Below are 17,011 nucleotides of genomic sequence, written 5' to 3'. Positions count from 1 at the left end.
GATCAGCCAGTATTCGTTTGACGTAGCGGGTCGTCAGCATAACGAATCGGAGCGGTCATGTTGCCTCAGTCTTTATCCTGTTTTCTGACGTATCATGTCCGTGCCGTTCACGGAGAAATTACATGAACGTACTCACTGAAGAAATCAAAACCCGTGCACGTGTATTGCAAAAGCAATTGCAACGTCAGCACAGTGCCAGCATTAAACGCGTGCGGATATTATGTCGCCGTCGCAACTGGTCGCCGGAAACAGAACCCAGCCACAGCCAGTGCCTGAACCTGATTGCCGCTGACACAGGCTTTCGTGACTGGGAGCATGCTCGCTGTGCATTATCCGGCCAAGCCACTGACCCCGGTGATATGGGGGCGTTCTGGTACGGAGAACATGCTGCCGGTTTTACTAATCTATGGTTTTCCGGCTATGCAGAAGCCCGCCACCAGCAAGCTTTACAACCCGGTATGTTTTTGTTGCCGTATGCACGGCAGTTTGTGCTGGCAGAAGCTTCGTTTGTGAAACATCTGGGGATGACAGACGATGATGCGGTATGGTCTGCAATTCAGTATGATCTGGTGGCAGCTTATGGCAGTCAGGCATGGCAGACGCTGGCGCAACAGCGTCTGCAGCAAACGCGGCTGGAACACTGGGAAAGCCAGTGGAACTGGCAGGCAGACCAGCAGGCTTTGCACAGTGATGAGCAGACCTCAGCGCAGATTCTGAAAAACTTTGTCGCAGACGAACGCATACAAAAAATCCCGCAGCAAAGAAAAAAACGACTGGTGATTCTGCGCTGGCTGGCGGCACAGATCAGCATGGATATGCCTTATTCTGAAATAGCACTGAATCAGGTATTAAGCCGTTATCACGATGATGTGGCGACACTGCGCCGTGAACTGGTGGTGCATGGTCTGATGCAGCGTGAGAACGGAATTTACCGCAAACTCCGCTGAGTTCTGAAACCGAAAAAAACGCAGTACAGGCTTGCAGAATGCCGGATGACCGATTGCAGGTCGTCCGGCATTTTGTTGTATGTCTGTGAGCTAATCTTAATTTACTTGTTCACAGAACCCCGTCAATTTACACTGATCAGATTGATATCAGCCGGGGGGTTCCATGCAGGATAAACCAGTGTTAGAGCAGCTCTGGCATCGCATTTGCAATCCTTCCGGCAACACGGCGGAAGATCCTGACGCAGGCTGGGAACAGCAGGTTCGCGCTTTGTATGCGCATCATATTGCGCATCCGGTTGCGTTGCGGTATTTGCTGGAACAACGTCCTTCGCTGTCTGAATTTTTGCAATGGGTGGCGCAGTCTGAGGCCGGATATCAGGTGCTGGATACGCATACAGAAAACGATCAGCCCACCGGGACTGACTGGCTTCTGACACCGGAGCAACTGGCCTTCTGGCATCAGAACGGTTATCTGGTTTTACCTGCAGTGATTGACCGTCAGGCATGCGCTGAAACCTGCGATGCTATTTGTGATTTCCTTGGCATACAGCAGCATGATCCGGCCAGCTGGCATCTGGCAAATCAAAAAAAGCATGGGCTGATGATGCCTTTGTATGACCATCCGCGTATCAATACCAATCGTGAGTCAGGACGTATCCGGGCCGCGTATGAACAATTGTATGGCAGCACGGCGATCTACAAAACCATTGATCATCTGAGCTTTAATCCGCCTGTAAGCGCGGAGACACCGTTTTCCGGCAGTGATCTGCACTGGGATGTCAGTCTGGCGCAACCCGTGCCGGAGAAATTTCAGGGCTTGTTATATCTGACCGATTGCGGCGCGGAAGAAGGGGCGTTTCACTGTGTACCGGGTTTTCATCATGTGCTGGCAGACTGGTTGCAGCAAGTGCCGGCCGGTGTGAATCCCCGTGAATACGCCGCTGCAACGCTGGTGCCTGAAGCTGTGCCGGGAAATGCCGGAGACTTTGTGATCTGGCATCAGGCTTTACCGCACTGTGCAACACCGAACTTCGGTAGCAGGCCACGTATGGTCCAGTATCTGACTTATATCCGGGATGATCATAAAGATCATGACATCTGGATATAAAAAAGCCTGCACAAAAAAGATTGTGCAGGCTTTTTGCGACAGGGTGACTAAGTGAAATCAGCCCGGCAGCAATTCCGTTTCACCGTCCAGCAAACTATTGGCAGGATACGGTGTTTTGGATTTCAGCTCTTCGTAATAGGGCGTGAAATCCGGTGCGGTGCCTTCAAACAATTCATCGAAACTGTTAATCACGAAATAGGTTTCCTGATACGTGTCGATTTTGTACAGCGTGTTCAGGCAGCGCTTGATATCCAGATGGATATGGCGCGATGTCGTACCCGGTGTCAGGCAGTATTCGACTTCACCGCCGGATGACAGAATGCCAGCGCCGTAAATACGCAAGCCTTCCGGCGTATTGATCAGACCGAATTCCACGGTGTACCAGTACAGGCGTGCCAGCTGATCCAGACCGCCGAGCTGCATGGCTTTTAAACCTCCCTGACCGTAACGCTGCATATAGTCGGCGAATACAGGGTTGAACAGCAGTGGTACATGGCCGAAGAAATCGTGGAACACATCCGGCTCAACGATGTAATTGAATTCTTCCGGTTTGCGCAGCCACACTGTCACCGGGAAACGGCGGTTTGCCAGATGGTCGAAGAAGGTCAGTTCCGGAATAAGGCCCGGTACGGCAACGATGGTCCAGCCAGTTGCTGCTTCCAGTTTTTTCGAGGTGGCTTCAAATTGCGGAATGCCATCTGCTGCATTTAAACCTTGCAGCGCTTCGATAAATTCATTACAGGCGCGGCCCGGCAGCAGCGCCATCTGGCGCTGATACAAACGGCGCCACAGCGCATGTTCTTCTTCCGTATACGCTGCCCAGTCCTGTTGCACAACATACTGCGCATCGGCGCTTGCGTAGTCTCCGCGTAAAGCGGCGCCGTGGGATTTTTCGGCCACAGTGGCCAGAAAGTCTTCGTTGCTGACGGTGGTATCCATGATTTTATTTATACTTGTTAAGACAAAAGGCTGACACTCGGGAGTGTTCAGCCTTTTGCGATTGTCTCATATCGTTTTTGCTTACGCTGTGGTGGTTTCGTCTTTCAGCACACCGCGGCGGATTTGATCCAGCTCAATGGATTCAAACAAAGCGCGGAAATTGCCTTCGCCGAAGCCCTGATCACCTTTGCGCTGGATGATCTCGAAGAAGATCGGACCAATCACGGTGGTGGTGAAGATTTGCAGCAGTAACTGACGCGCTTCTTCGGTGGATTTACCGTCGATCAGAATACGCAGCTTGCGCAGTTCTTCCAGATTTTCACCGTGGCCAGGCAGACGACGGTCAACCAGATCGTAGTAAGTTTCGATGGTGTCCTGGAAGCTGACGCCGTCAGCTTTCATGCCTGCAACGGTTTTGTATACATCATCTGTGCCCATCGCGATATGCTGAACACCTTCGCCGTGGTACAGATCCAGATATTCTGCGATCTGGGATTTGTCATCAGAAGATTCATTGATCGGGATGCGGATTTTGCCGCAAGGCGAGGTCATCGCTTTGGATTTCAGACCTGTGTGTTTACCGGCGATGTCGAAGTAACGGATTTCGCGGAAGTTGAACAGGGTTTCGTAGAAATCAGCCCATTCTTTCATGCGGCCACGGTAGACATTGTGGGTCAGATGGTCGATGTAGGTCAGACCGTGACCAACCGGATTCGGATCCACGCCCGGAATCGCCACGAAGTCAGCATCGTAAATGCTGATATTGCCGATCGCGCCAGGTTCTGCGCCGTCTTTGCCTTTCCAGCGGTCAACGAAATAAATCAGAGAATCGCCGATACCTTTGATGGCAGGAATATTCAGTTCCATCGGGCCGGTTTTGTTATCGAAGCCCCATGCGCCCAGTTCCAGTGCGCGTTTGTAAGCGAAGTTCGCATCTTTGACGCGGAAAGCAAATGCGCAGACGCAAGGGCCGTGTTTGCGTGCGAATTTCTGTGCAAACGAATCCGGTTCCGCGTTGATGATGAAGTTCACATCACCCTGACGGTACAGTGTGACATCTTTGGTACGGTGTTTAGCAATGGCCACAAAGCCCATCGTTTCGAACAGCTTGCCCATGGCAGCCGGATCAGGTGCGGCGTATTCGACGAATTCGAAGCCGTCGGTGCCCATCGGGTTTTCCCAGGTTTGGAATGTCATGTTTGTCTCCTGTGGGGGATTCGTTTGAAATTCTGCTTCAACCGGCACATTCGTACGCGGTTTGATACAGCGCAAACTCACAGTATAGTCGGCGTAACACGCCATTTAATTCCAAAATTCACCAAAGATTGCATGATGTGCGCAATAATGTTGCGCATATTCTGATGATGAGGGGATAAAAATGGCGCAGATTGAACTGGATAAAATTGACCGCAAAATTCTGGCGATTTTGCAGGCGGACGGGCGGCTGACCAATCAGGAAGTGGCAGAGCGGGTCAATCTGTCGCCATCGCCCTGCCTGCGCCGTATCAAGCGTCTGGAAGAGAGCGGGGTGATCCGGCAATACGTGGCGTTGCTGGAACCGGCGCGTATCGGCCTCGGCTTGCTGGCTTATGTGAATGTGCGGCTGGAAAAGCACAGCGATGTGCCATCGAAAGGCGCGTCGCGTTCGCCGCGTGATGATTTTGCGGTATCGGTGGCGCAATGGGCGGAAGTGGTGGCTTGCTATGCGATGACCGGTGAAATGGATTATCTGCTGCGGGTGCATGTGGAAGACATGAACCATTTTTCCCGTTTCATGATGGAAACCCTGCTGCGCCATCCGGCAGTGCTGGATGTGAAGTCCAGCTTCGCGCTGCAACAGATCAAAGACACCACCGCCTTACCGCTGGGTGCGGCCTGATCTTATCGGATATTGATTGTGCAGACTTCGTCAGCGGGGGTGTCCGGAGCGCCACTGTTTCTGCGGACGTCGATGAAAAACTGTGCCATTCTCCGCATTTCAGCGGTTTTTTGCCTTGTCGGCGGCAGTCAGAACACCGGATAATAGCGGTATTTTTTAAATATATCAGGAGTGCATATGCAGGTGATTTCCGCTGAACAGGTACATCAGTCGCTGAATTTTCCGGTACTGATTGCGGCGCTGGACCGCGCATTTGCCGGCACCTTCCATATGCCGGCGCGGCAAGTGTTTCCGCTGACGGAACAGGAAGATAATCACGATGCGTTTGCGGTACTGCCATCGTGGAACGATGAAGTGATCGGCGTGAAAGCCTTTACCTATTTTCCTGATAACGGAGCACAGCAATTGCCGACGCTGTTTTCGAAAATTCTGCTGTTCAAACGCGATCACGGTGAACCGCTGGCGATGGTGGATGGCACCAGCGTCACTTACTGGCGTACCGCGGCCGTATCGGCGCTGGCAGCACAAAAGCTGGCGCGTCCGGACGCATCGCGTTTGCTGCTGCTGGGCACCGGCAATCTGGCGCTGCCTTTGCTGCGGGCGCACGCTTCCGTACGTCAGCTGACTGAGATTCAGGTCTGGGGCAGGGATGTGAAAAAAGCCGAAGCGGTGGTCGCGGCATTCCGTGCGGAACATCCTGCGCTGCAGATCACGGCTGTCAGCGATCTGCGCGCGGCTGTGCGGTCGGCAGAAATCATTGTTGCCGCTACCGGCAGCGCCGAGCCGCTGGTGCTGGGCGAAGATGTGCAGGCTGGCTGCCATGTCGATCTGCTCGGCAACCACAGTCCGGACCGGCGCGAATGCGATACTGAGCTGGTGGTCAAATCCTGTGTATTTGTCGATTACACCCCGAACGTGGTGCGGGAAGCCGGTGAATTGCTGATTCCGCGTGATGAGGGCCGGTTTTCCATGGAAGAAATTTTTGCCGATCTGGCGGCTTGCTGTCGTGGCGTCGCCGGACGCCGTTTCACTGAGCAGATTACCTTGTTCAAATCGGTGGGAACGGCGCTGGCAGATCTGGTGACAGCGCATCTGGTGCAGCGCCAGCTCAGCGTGCCGGAAAACAGAGCAGAGCAGTCGTAATCCGGGGTAAATGCGGGGTTCTGCACAGCAAAATCCCGCTCGTCGGCAGAAAGTCCGGCGCTCCGTAAAACACAAATGCGGACTTCTGCACAGCCTTAGTAATCAAACAGGTGCTTATTTAAAGCCCGGCAAATGCCTTAACAGTTTGACTGCCGCCCGCGCATTCGCTTTCCAGGTGTAATCCAGAAACGCCACCTGTTCATCCATCGCCTCTTTCAGGATCGATTTCGCCGAAGCAGGGCGCAGTTTCAGATAGGCATCCGCTTCGCCGTATTCGCGGTGGATCTGCATGCCGGCTTTTTTGGCGATATGGATCATGGTCTGATTCGATGCCAGACAATGCATGTACAGCGTGTCCACATCGGCATTGCGGCAATGAATCGCACCGCGCTGAAACAGGCGGAAACCGATGCCCTTGCCACGCGCATACGAGGAAACCGAAACCCCGAATTCCGCGACCTGACGTTTCTCGGTATTGTCGTCGTAATCCTTACGCGCCATAAATGCCAGATGACCGACGCCCACCAGACGGAAATGGTGACTGAACACGCCGAATACTTTGTCGCGCGAAAAATCCAGACTTTCCACATATTTGCGGATCAGTGCATCCGGCAGCACGGTACCGAAACGCAGCAGGCGGTCACTGTCTTCCAGCCCCAGAAAATGGCGCAGGATACGGTGACGGTCATTGGCCGACAGTTCTTTGACACGGATCACCGGACGGGGATGCTGACCGGAAGGGTCTGCCGGCTGAACCGGAAACACATCAGAGGATTTCATCGCAGCTCCACAATACAGCGGACGCCATACCCGTCCGCTGACAGTTTTCTGATACTGATTTGTGCGACGCACAATGTCTGCTATTGTAGGTCAGCCCATAGTTCAAAAAAAGGCATCGCTACCGAGTATTTGTTCCAGAATAGCAGGCGGATTGCGCAAGCTCAGAGAATATTTTGCTGCAACGCAACAGGTGCGATCTGACGAGGCCGCGCAGGCTCAGGCCTCATCGTCGTCTGCCGCGATACCGCTGTTTTTACGCCATGCACGGATGGCATCGATTCTTGCACTGCGTACCGCTTCCGGAATCCGTGCCGGTGTCGTACAAGCCTTCGCCACAGCACCGGCATCCACGCTCAGTGCAGCTTCCAGTGCTGCTTCCAGAAAGGCTTTCTGGCGGAATTCGCGGGTTTCATAACCGGTGCGTCCGCAATAATCACATTCAATGGCCAGCAACATCGCACGGAAACGGTCGGGTTTGCGGTAAGCGTCGCAACGCTGAAACAAATCTGCAATGGTCGCCGGACGCAGTATTGCTGCCTGACCACAGACGCCGTGCTCACGCGTGGTCATCACCGCCAGATCGCGGCAGTCCGAAGGCACCCGCAAACGCTGGCAAACGGCATCGGTCAGCGGTACACCCAGTGCTTCGTGTCCGTGATGTGCAGGCCATGCTGCGGGATCGGTCACACCTTTACCCAGATCATGCAGCAGCGCGGCAAAGCGCACCGCCAGCGGATAGCCGCGCTGTGCGGCCTGATCGACGACCAGCATGCAATGCACACCGGTATCGCCTTCCGGATGGTAATGCAAAGGTTGCGGCACGCCCCACAAACGTAGCAATTCCGGCAGCAAGCGTGCCAGCGCACCGCACTCTTTTAAAATTTCTATCATGCGCGACGGGCGCTGTTCCATCAGGCCGCGCGCAATTTCTTGCCATACCCGTTCCGGCACCAGTGCATCGACTTCGCCTGCGGCCACCATATTCCGCATCAGCTGCATGGTTTCCGGCGCCACGCTGAATTCCTGACCGGGCGCAGAAAAACGGGCAGCGAAGCGCGCCAGCCGCAGTATCCGCACCGGATCTTCTTCAAACGCCGGTGACACATGGCGCAGTATGCGCGCGTTCAGATCGGCTTGTCCGCCGTAAGGATCAATAATCTGACCGTCGTCGCCGAGCGCCATCGCATTAATCGTCAGATCGCGCCGGATTAAATCTTCTTCCAGCGTCACTGATGCATCGGTGTAAAACGCAAAACCTTTGTAGCCGGCTGCGGTTTTTCTTTCGGTACGGGCCAGTGCATATTCTTCATGGCTGCGCGGATGCAGGAAAACCGGAAAGTCTTTGCCTACTGGTTTGTAACCGGCAGCCAGCATTGCTTCCGGTGTGCTGCCGACGACCACGTAATCGACGTCCTGTACCGGCAAACCCAGTAAGCGGTCGCGCACCGCGCCGCCAACCTGATAAATCTTCATTCACCCTGCCTTTCAATACGGGCATCATGCATAGGCAGTGTTTCGGTTTCCATTTCGGCGCCGTGTATCCAGTGCGCGACAGCAGGGTGGGCAATCACGCGGTCTGCATAGGCTTCCAGCGCTGGTGCCAGCGCGACGCCGTAAGTACGAAAACGCATCACAACCGGCGCAAAATATGCATCGGCAATCGAAAACGCACCGAACAGATAACCATGCGCACCGTAGCGTGCCAGACAATCTTCCCAGATTTCACAAATGCGGCCGATGTCCGCCTGTGCGCCCATGGTACGGCCTTTGCCGGGAAAGCGGCCTTTGATGTTCATCGGCATGTCAAAGCGCAGCGAGGAGAACCCGGAATGCATTTCAGCGCAGATGCTGCGAGCATGGGCGCGCGCCAGCACATCCTGCGGCCACAGATTCAAAATCGAAAACTGTTCTGCCAGATATTCACAGATCGCCAGTGAATCCCAGATCACATGCTCATTGGCGATCAGGACCGGTACTTTTCCGGCCAGCGAATAGTCAGCAATTTTGCTGGTGGTATCACCCTGACCGAGCAGAATACGGATTTCTTCAAATGGGATGCCGAAGGCGCGCATCAGTACCCACGGCCGCATAGACCATGAGGAATAATTTTTATTGCCGATCACCAGTTTCAGGGAAGGGCGCTGATCTTTCATCAGCGCGGCAATAGCGGGGTGAATTGCAGTTTCTTGCATCAGAGTTTCCTGTCATCAGGTAAATCGGCATCGCTGGCAGACATTCCTTTCGGCACGACCACACCCAGACGGGCTTTCAGTGACTGCGGTTTTTTCTCAAGAATAGCAGCATAGTAGGTTGCATTTGACAGCACGTTTTTGACATAGCCACGGGTTTCATGGAATGGAATGGTTTCAGCAAAAATAGCTCCTTCCACCGGCTTACTGAGTTTGGCACGCCATGCGCGCGGACGACCCGGCCCCGCATTGTATGCCGCTGATGCCAGCGCCTGCGAGCCGCCCAGATCAGTCAGCACCATGTTCAGGTAATTGGTACCGAGCTGAATATTAGTGTCGATGTCATTCACCTGATGCGGTAAGAAATCGCTGAGCCCGATTTTCTTTGCCACATAACGGGCCGTCGCGGGCATGATCTGCATTAAGCCTGAAGCACCGACATGTGATTTTGCCGTCATGACAAAGCGCGATTCCTGACGGATCAGACCATATACCCAGGCCATATCCAGACCGAGTGAGCTGGTCATGCGGTACATGCTGTCGCTGAACGGCGTCGGAAAACGCTGTCCGAAATCGGTTTCGCCACGGGTACGGTCAGAGGTATTCACCATGCGGTCCAGCATCTGATTCTGGCGCGCCAGTTCCGCCGCCGCCAGATGCTGACGTTCATTCATCCGGCGCAGTTCCCAGTTCCATTCGCGTGTGCCTTCGGTTCGCAGGTTCATCCCATAAAAACGCAGCGCACGCTGCAGACCGGGATTTTTTTCCATCTGCGCCAGTTCTTCCGCACTGATGGCGCGGCCAGCCGGTGGTACGCCGATTTTCCTGCCGCTTTCCTCGGTCGCTAACTGACCGTAAAAATGGTGCTGATCAGCGATGCTGCTGAACAGTTTCGCCGCTTCATCGTTGCGGCCTTCGGCTTTGTAAGCGCGGCCCAGCCAATAAATCCAGGCCGGATCATTACGCAGGCTCGCCGGCATGGCGAGGATGCCCTGACGTACCAGTTTCCAGTCGGTTTCGCGTAATGCTGAACGCACCCGCCACTGGCTGGCTTCTATCGTCAGATCTGCACCGTCTGCGCGGGTCCAGTAACCGATGGCATCCGGTTCCAGTTTGTAGGCTGATTGCAGGGCGATCTGCGCCCAGCCATTGGCGCGTTCATGTTCACTCAGACGGGCGCTGTAGCGGGATAAGGCTTGTGCAGCTTCTTCCGGATCGGATTTGGCAAGGCGTCCGAGCGCTGCCAGAAATAATTCCCGCGATGCCTTGCTTTGCTCCGGACCTTTTTTCATCAGCGCTGCCGGTTTTTCAAATGCTTCGCTGATTTTCTTTTCCGGAATATCCAGCAGCTTGCCGAGGCGCAGTGCCAGCGGCAGCGCACCGTTTTCAGCCGCCATCCTTAACTGGAAATACACAAAACCTGCATCCAGCTGCTGATTCTGATACATGTAATTCAGCATGTTGTAGCAGCCTTCGCCGTAGTCTTTCGGACTGTTCAGCAGGGCTTTGGCATCCTGCGCCACTTTTTGTGCTTTGGCTGCGCGTGATAACACGGCGTAGCAGCGTAACTGATTATCGTCGGCCACCACGAATTGCGGATACTGCTGATCAAACAGTTCCCATTCGCCGCGCCGTCCCAGCATTAACAGCCAGTCATTACGGGCGCGGTCAGCAATCGCGCTGCCTTCGTATTTCTGTATAAATTCGCGGAACTCCGTATTGCTGGCTTTTGCCATGCGCGCACGCAGACGGTAGTAATCCACATACGAAGGAATATCATAGTTGCCGAGCTGCGCCGCATACTGATCCGCCGACTGGCTGTCATCGTGAAACGCTGCTTCCCGCAGCGCCATCAGCCTGTCATCATCATTGACCAGTGTTTTTTTGCCCGTTGCTGCCTGCACGGCAGACATGTGAAAACCTGCTAACATCGTGACGCTCAGTGCGCTGAGCCAGAATTTGACAGCCATTTTTTGATCATGAGTAAAACGATTCTTAACAGTATGACACAGGCAAACCCTGACGCACACTCTGATGCGATGAAACCGGTGAGCGATCGCAAAGCCTTGCGTAAGGCATTACTCAGCGCGAGAAAATCTGTGGCGGCGGAACAGCGTCGCATCTGGGATGCGCAGATAGCGGAAGGGTTAATGCGATGGTTGCAGCAACGCCAGCCATCCAGCCTCGCGGTGTACTGGCCGATTCAGGCAGAACCTGATTTACGCGACTGGTATCCGCAAATCACAGCGATGGGCATACAGCTGGCGCTGCCCTGGGTCGTGGAGAAAAATGCGCCGCTGAAATTTCTCGCATGGCAGCAGGGCGATGCCATGGAGCTTGATGAATACGGTATTCCTTTACCCGCTGATAAGGAAAAGCTGATCGAACCGGAAATACTGCTGGTGCCTTGCGTGGGTTTTAATCAGCAGGCGTACCGGCTTGGATACGGCGGCGGATTTTATGACCGGACGCTGGCGCAGCTGACCTCAGCTCTGCCGCTGGGAATTGCGTACGAACTGGCATCAACGGTGTTTGAGCCCGGAGAGTTTGATTTACCGATGTCGGGTATTCTGACCGAGTCAGGTCTGCGCTGATACGAGGCCGGAGGGCGCCAAAGCAGACAGCGAAAGATGCGCATCTGCTTTGTACCGGGAAACATTAATACGCTGCAGCTTTGCCGTCAGGATTGCGCGGATCAGAGAAACCAGCCAGACCCTTTGCCGTGATTTGTATGGTCTGTGTTTTTCCCATGACCTGTGCCGGCTGCAGATTTTGTCCGCGTTGCGCCAGCAGGCGCAGAGTATCCTGGCTGATACCTGCTTCGTAACGTAACTGATCGGGCAGCCATTGCTGATGAATACGCGGTGCAACAGCCGCTTCAGCCGGATTCATGCCGAAGTCGATCATATTTACCAGCGTTTGCAAAACGGTAGTGATAATGCGGCTACCGCCCGGACTGCCGGTTGCAATCACTGGTTTGCCGTTTTGCAGTACCAGTGTGGGGGACATAGAGCTTAATGGACGCTTCCATGTGCCGACAGCGTTTGCTTCACCGCCAACCAGTCCGAATGCATTCGGTACACCCGGTTTGACGGAAAAATCATCCATTTCATTATTCAGCAAAATACCGGTGCCACTGGCGACGATGCCGCTACCGAAATTCAGATTTAAGGTGTACGTGGTGCTGACTACATTGCCATACTTGTCGGCCACGCTGTAATGGGTAGTCTGATCGCTTTCGTAAGGCTGCAGTTTGCCGGCGCGTATCTCAGTTGACGGCGTCGCCTTGTCCGGTGAAATTTGCTGTACCAGCGCATTAGCATAGGCTTTACTGGTCAGTGCCTTTACCGGTATGTTGATATGGTCCGGATCGCCCAGGTACTCTGCGCGGTCAGCATAAGCGCGCTTCATGATCTCACTCATCTGATGAAGTGTGGCAGCGCTGTTATGACCTTGTTCACGCAACGGAAAATGCTCCAGCATATTGAGCATTTGTACAATGTGCACGCCACCGGAACTTGGCGGAGGCATGGAAATCACTTCAAATCCACGGTAATTGCCGCGTACCGGTACCCGCTCAGCTGCGCGATAAGCCTGCAGGTCAGCCTGTGTAATCAGACCGTCATTCGCCTTCATTTCTGCGGCAATTTTCTGTGCAATCTCACCTTCGTAAAATGCTTTGGCGCCATCACGCGCAATCAGTCGCAAGGACTTCGCCAGATCTGTCTGTTTTAAAAGATCACCGCTTTGCAGCGGATGTCCGTTCCGGAAGAAAATAGCACGACTGGCAGGCCAGCGTCCCAGATGCCCGGCTTCTGCCGTCAGCAGACTGGCCAGGTGCGGGCTGACTGTGAAACCTTTTTCTGCAAGCTGTATTGCCGGTGCAAGCAGTTGTTGCCACGGCAGGCTGCCGAAGCGTTTATGCGCGAGTTCGAGGCCTGCAACGGTTCCGGGAATGCCTACCGCCTGATGGCTGTAAGTGGATTTCTCAGGAATGACATTACCCTGTGCATCTAAATATAAATCACGTCTGGCCGCACGTGGTGCCAGCTCTCGAAAATCCAGTGCCACTTGCTTTCCGCTGCGACTGTCATGCACCAGCATAAACCCGCCGCCGCCAATGTTACCGGCATTGGGCAAAACGACGGCGAGTGCAAACCCGGTTGCAATTGCGGCGTCAATTGCGTTTCCGCCACGCTGTAAAATCTCCAGTCCGGCTTGTGATGCCAGTGCCTGCTCGCTGACGACCATGCCTTGTTTGCCATGAACCGGGCTGATGATCGGATAGCTGGTATCGTAACGAATTCCGGCAGCGATCTGTGCCTGACTGGCAGGAGTGAAAAAAATGCTTAGGAGTGCAGCGCTAAGCAGCGCAGTTTTCCATTTCATCATAAAAGGCTCCGTTGCGTAGGCAGAAAATTCTGTGCCGTTAAACCATTGATAATCTGACAGTGTAATCGTAAATCAGTACATCAGCACAAGACGGGCTGGCAATGGGGAGTTTTTAATACTCCTGTTCCGTTTATTAGCTGGCAGATGTCAGGAGCAGGGCGGGTACGATGAGTGAAGCTCAGCTCAGCCGGGAGAGTAGCGTTTGATCTGTGTTAAAAAACAAAAAAGCCAGCGCAGGGCTGGCTTTTCCGGAAATCTGAATAAACAGATTAAGCAGCTGCGTTAGCAACTGTTGCGTCGCCGTGAACAACAGCAACGCCTGCTGGCAGAACCAGATCAGCAGCGTGAACAGACTGACCAGCTTCGATTTTGGACAGATCTACTTCGATGAATTCTGGCAGGTCAGCTGGCAGGCAGGAAACTTCAACTTCGTTCGCTACGTGGCTGATCAGAGCGGAAGACAGTTTAACTGCTGGAGATACGTCTGCGTTTACGAAGTGCAGAGGTACTTTTACAGTGATTTTCTGGGTCATATCTACACGTTGGAAGTCAGCGTGCATTACCATTTGTTTGTATGCATGCATCTGGAAGTCGCGCAGCAGAACTTTTTCTACTTTGCCTTCAACTTCCATATCCAGGATAGAAGCGTGGAATGCTTCTTTACGCAGTGCGTGGAACAGTGCGTTGTGATCCAGAGTGATTGCTACTGGCGCTTCAGTGCCACCGTAGATGATGCCTGGTGTCTGGCCAGCGCGGCGCAGGCGGCGGCTCGCTCCGGTCCCCTGCTCTTTGCGTGCGAATGCTGTGATTTTCATGGTGTAACTCCAAATTGTGCAAGCAAAGCTTGCGGTGAAACGGCCCCGCGACCAGGGCCGCAAAAAAAGCGCCGCCCAAACCGGACGGCGCAAGAATACTTTGTGTAATTAGTCAGTGAACAGAGACATGACCGATTCACCTTTGGTGATACGGCGGAATGTTTCTGCCAGCAGGCTGTCACAGGACAGCTGACGGATTTTGCTGCATGCGCGTGCAGCAGCGGTCAGCGGGATAGTGTCGGTAACGACCAGTTCATCCAGCGGAGAATTGGAAATGCGATCCACTGCTGGTCCGGACAAAACCGGGTGTGTACAGTAAGCCAGTACTTTTTTCGCGCCGCGTTCTTTCAGAACTTCAGCCGCTTTGACCAGTGTGCCTGCTGTGTCAACCATGTCATCCATAATGACGCAGTTACGGCCTTCAACTTCACCGATGATGTTCATGACTTCGGAAACGTTCGCTTTAGGGCGACGTTTGTCGATAATGGCCAGATCGCAGTTCAGGCGTTTTGCCAGCGCACGGGCACGAACAACACCGCCAACGTCAGGCGAAACAACCAGCAGATCTTCGTAATTTTTTGCTACCAGATCGCCGAGCAGAATCGGGGATGCATAGATGTTATCAACAGGAATGTCGAAGAAACCCTGAATCTGATCTGCATGCAGATCCATAATCAGAACGCGGTCAACGCCGGCTTCTTCCAGCATGTTCGCGACAACTTTTGCAGAGATCGCGACACGTGCAGAGCGCGGACGACGATCCTGACGTGCGTAACCGAAGTAAGGGATGGCGGCAGTGATACGGCCAGCTGACGCACGTTTCAGTGCATCAACCATCAGCATCAGTTCCATCAGGTTGTCATTGGTCGGAGCGCAGGTCGATTGCAGTACGAAAACGTCTTTACCACGAACGTTTTCGTTAATCTCCACAGCAACTTCGCCGTCAGAAAATTTAGAAACATCGGCTTTTCCGAGCGGAATACCTAATTGCTTGGCAACGCCGGCTGCAAGAGTCGGATTAGCGTTACCAGTGAAGACCATCATGTTGTCATTGACGCGCGCGTTTGCCATGGCGGGACCTATCGGCTGAATATACGGTGAGGATGATGTCTGAGTCTATACGACAAATCATCAAAAGCAAAAACTGAAAAAGCCGCCGCACAAAGTATGCGGCGGCTTTCTGTATGTTGGCAGGGGAAAAAGGATTCGAACCTTTGCATGCCGGAATCAAAATCCGGTGCCTTAACCAGCTTGGCGATTCCCCTACACTAAAACCTGTTTTCTGCTAGCAGAACTTCGATTATTTTATCACGAAATTCGCGTCAGAATCAATCTTTTGCCTGCAGTTTTTTCATCATCGGATGAATTCTCAGTGATTTTGCCTTCCATAATTTCCACTGACCCTCATGCTTTTCAATAATTTTGTCAGCTTCTGATTCATCAGAAACAGCGCAAAATACGCAAGCTCCGGATCCGGTCATTTTTGCTGATCCGAACTGACTTAACCACTGAATGGCTTTATCTACTTCCGGATACAGCAGGCAGGCAACTGACTGCAGATCATTTTTCCATTTAACGAATTCGTCAGCAGGAAAGTCCGTTATTTTGACGGGTTTGGTGTCTCTTGTCAACTGGGGAGCACCGAAAATTGCGGGGGTCGGTACATGTACACCCGGTTCGACCACGACGTACCAGCATTCCGGTGTTTCTACAGGCTGTAATTCTTCGCCGATACCTTCAGCAAATGCGTTCTGACCAAACAGAAAGAAAGGCACATCCGCGCCAAGTTGCAGTCCGAGTTGCATCAGTTGTTGCTGATTCAGACCTGTGTTCCATAAGTGATTCAGTGCCATCAGTGTTGTCGCCGCGTCGGATGAACCACCGCCCAGACCTCCGCCCATCGGCAGACTTTTGTGAAGCGTCAGCAGAGCACCGCGTTCGCAGCCTGTGTGCTGTTGCAGTAATCGCGCTGCGCGAATAATTAAATCACTGTCTTCAGGGACACCCGGAATGTCATTGCTACGTCGGATGAGACCATCATTCGTAACTTCTGCATCCAGGTAGTCACAGCGATCTATCAGTTGAAATACAGATTGCAGAATATGGTAACCATCCGGCCTGCGTCCGTTAACATGCAAAAACAAATTCAGTTTGGCCGGGGCAGGGCACCGGGTCAGAGAGAGAGTCATGGTGCTTAATCTTCAGCGTCGAGAACGATCTGTATTATGACTTCACCAGCCTGTTCTGTGTAACCACTGATATCGATACGTTTTGGTTTGCCGGCACTGTACCAGCTCGCAAAACGCAGTTTCCAGCCATTTTGTTCCAGGCTCTGATCTTCCGGATTTAATTGGCGGATTTGTCCGTCTGTATTTTTGATATTTCCCTGAAGCCAGTCTTTCATACCACTTGCAGGTAATGGGTAACGCAACACTTCCTCCAGTAACTGATCAAGGCTGGCAGAGAGAATTGCCGGCTTGCCCGGTTGTTCCAGTGAGGCCTGATCCGGTTGTTCTGTGATACGTGCGACAGTCTGACCAACAGGAGAGTAAATCTGAATCTCGAGTTTGTCGTTTTGCTGAGACCAGTCAAAGCGCCCCGGAAATTGCTGGGGTTTTCCCTGAGTGTTATAACGTACAAATAATTTGCCACCGCAGTTAAACGTGCCGGAGCGTATCTCCCCGGTTGTGGCAGGTTTTTGTGTGGAAGCAGATTGCGGCAGCGTCTGGCATGCAGAAATTGCAGTAGCGCAAATGATAACGCTTGTCAGTGAAGACAGTTTGCTGAAAAAAGTGCGGATCATAAAAATGGAAATGCCG

Annotated in this window: 16 protein-coding genes and 1 tRNA gene; 5 read left to right on the top strand and 12 right to left on the bottom strand. The window is 53.2% G+C overall.

All coding sequences use genetic code 11. The features are described from left to right. Positions 1–122: 122 nt before the first annotated feature. Positions 123–947, top strand: a complete 825-nt coding sequence (locus IE092_RS10535; protein WP_189357127.1) for a DUF2087 domain-containing protein — start codon at positions 123–125, stop codon at positions 945–947. A gap of 163 nt (positions 948–1,110) precedes the next feature. Beyond that, entirely contained in the window at positions 1,111–2,055 is a 945-nt protein-coding gene (locus IE092_RS10530; protein WP_189357126.1) for a phytanoyl-CoA dioxygenase family protein, read from the top strand. A 57-nt stretch (positions 2,056–2,112) separates the two neighbouring features. Here the strand turns inward: IE092_RS10530 and phhA are convergent, their stop codons facing one another. Beyond that, positions 2,113–2,994 carry a phenylalanine 4-monooxygenase gene (gene phhA, locus IE092_RS10525; RefSeq protein ID WP_189357125.1) on the bottom strand — a complete coding sequence of 294 codons (882 nt, stop codon included), beginning with the start codon at positions 2,992–2,994 and terminating at the stop codon, positions 2,113–2,115. Positions 2,995–3,075: 81 nt separating this feature from the next. Further along, entirely contained in the window at positions 3,076–4,191 is a 1,116-nt protein-coding gene (hppD, locus tag IE092_RS10520; RefSeq protein ID WP_189357124.1) for a 4-hydroxyphenylpyruvate dioxygenase, read from the bottom strand. Between the two features lie 181 nt (positions 4,192–4,372). On the opposite strand from hppD, the gene IE092_RS10515 reads away from it, so the two are divergent. Next, positions 4,373–4,873 (top strand): Lrp/AsnC family transcriptional regulator, encoded by a 501-nt coding sequence (locus IE092_RS10515; protein WP_189357123.1) that lies wholly within the window; start codon positions 4,373–4,375, stop codon positions 4,871–4,873. Positions 4,874–5,050: 177 nt separating this feature from the next. Next, entirely contained in the window at positions 5,051–6,016 is a 966-nt protein-coding gene (lhpI, locus tag IE092_RS10510) for a bifunctional Delta(1)-pyrroline-2-carboxylate/Delta(1)-piperideine-2-carboxylate reductase (RefSeq protein WP_189357122.1), read from the top strand. 114 nt (positions 6,017–6,130) lie between these two features. On the opposite strand, the gene IE092_RS10505 is transcribed toward lhpI, so the two are convergent. From IE092_RS10505 to IE092_RS10490, 4 genes are all read right to left on the bottom strand, one after another. After that, complete coding sequence (locus IE092_RS10505; RefSeq protein WP_189357121.1) at positions 6,131–6,796, bottom strand: GNAT family N-acetyltransferase; 666 nt, start codon at positions 6,794–6,796, stop codon at positions 6,131–6,133. Between the two features lie 216 nt (positions 6,797–7,012). Continuing rightward, positions 7,013–8,269: a multifunctional CCA addition/repair protein gene (locus IE092_RS10500; RefSeq protein ID WP_189357120.1), complete on the bottom strand. Its 1,257-nt coding sequence runs from the start codon at positions 8,267–8,269 to the stop codon at positions 7,013–7,015. Further along, on the bottom strand, positions 8,266–8,988 hold the full coding sequence (locus IE092_RS10495; RefSeq protein WP_189357119.1) for a glutathione S-transferase family protein: 723 nt from the start codon (positions 8,986–8,988) through the stop codon (positions 8,266–8,268). Before IE092_RS10495 ends, IE092_RS10500 begins: the two co-directional genes overlap by 4 nt. Then, complete coding sequence (locus tag IE092_RS10490; protein ID WP_189357118.1) at positions 8,988–10,955, bottom strand: lytic transglycosylase domain-containing protein; 1,968 nt, start codon at positions 10,953–10,955, stop codon at positions 8,988–8,990. The genes IE092_RS10495 and IE092_RS10490 overlap by 1 nt, the downstream gene beginning before the upstream one ends. A gap of 9 nt (positions 10,956–10,964) precedes the next feature. On the opposite strand from IE092_RS10490, the gene IE092_RS10485 reads away from it, so the two are divergent. After that, positions 10,965–11,579, top strand: coding sequence for a 5-formyltetrahydrofolate cyclo-ligase (locus IE092_RS10485; protein WP_189357117.1), 615 nt, complete (start codon positions 10,965–10,967; stop codon positions 11,577–11,579). 64 nt (positions 11,580–11,643) lie between these two features. Here the strand turns inward: IE092_RS10485 and ggt are convergent, their stop codons facing one another. From ggt to IE092_RS10455, 6 genes are all read right to left on the bottom strand, one after another. Then, positions 11,644–13,377: a gamma-glutamyltransferase gene (gene ggt, locus IE092_RS10480; protein ID WP_189357116.1), complete on the bottom strand. Its 1,734-nt coding sequence runs from the start codon at positions 13,375–13,377 to the stop codon at positions 11,644–11,646. 269 nt (positions 13,378–13,646) lie between these two features. Then, a complete protein-coding gene (locus IE092_RS10475; RefSeq protein ID WP_189357115.1) occupies positions 13,647–14,192 on the bottom strand; it encodes a 50S ribosomal protein L25/general stress protein Ctc in 546 nt (181 codons plus the stop codon). Positions 14,193–14,300: 108 nt separating this feature from the next. Further along, positions 14,301–15,263, bottom strand: a complete 963-nt coding sequence (locus IE092_RS10470) for a ribose-phosphate pyrophosphokinase (protein ID WP_189357114.1) — start codon at positions 15,261–15,263, stop codon at positions 14,301–14,303. A gap of 117 nt (positions 15,264–15,380) precedes the next feature. After that, a tRNA-Gln gene (locus IE092_RS10465) sits at positions 15,381–15,457 on the bottom strand. 63 nt (positions 15,458–15,520) lie between these two features. Next, on the bottom strand, positions 15,521–16,381 hold the full coding sequence (gene ispE / locus IE092_RS10460; RefSeq protein WP_189357113.1) for a 4-(cytidine 5'-diphospho)-2-C-methyl-D-erythritol kinase: 861 nt from the start codon (positions 16,379–16,381) through the stop codon (positions 15,521–15,523). A gap of 5 nt (positions 16,382–16,386) precedes the next feature. Next, on the bottom strand, positions 16,387–16,995 hold the full coding sequence (locus IE092_RS10455; RefSeq protein ID WP_189357112.1) for an outer membrane lipoprotein LolB: 609 nt from the start codon (positions 16,993–16,995) through the stop codon (positions 16,387–16,389). Between the last annotated feature and the right edge of the window lie 16 nt (positions 16,996–17,011).

Origin of the sequence: Cognatundibacterium squillarum, assembly GCF_014652435.1 — a bacterium.
Taxonomy (GTDB): domain Bacteria; phylum Pseudomonadota; class Gammaproteobacteria; order Burkholderiales; family Burkholderiaceae_D; genus Undibacterium; species Undibacterium squillarum.
Note: the sequence above shows the minus strand (reverse complement) of the source record. Positions and strands in the feature narration are given on the sequence as shown.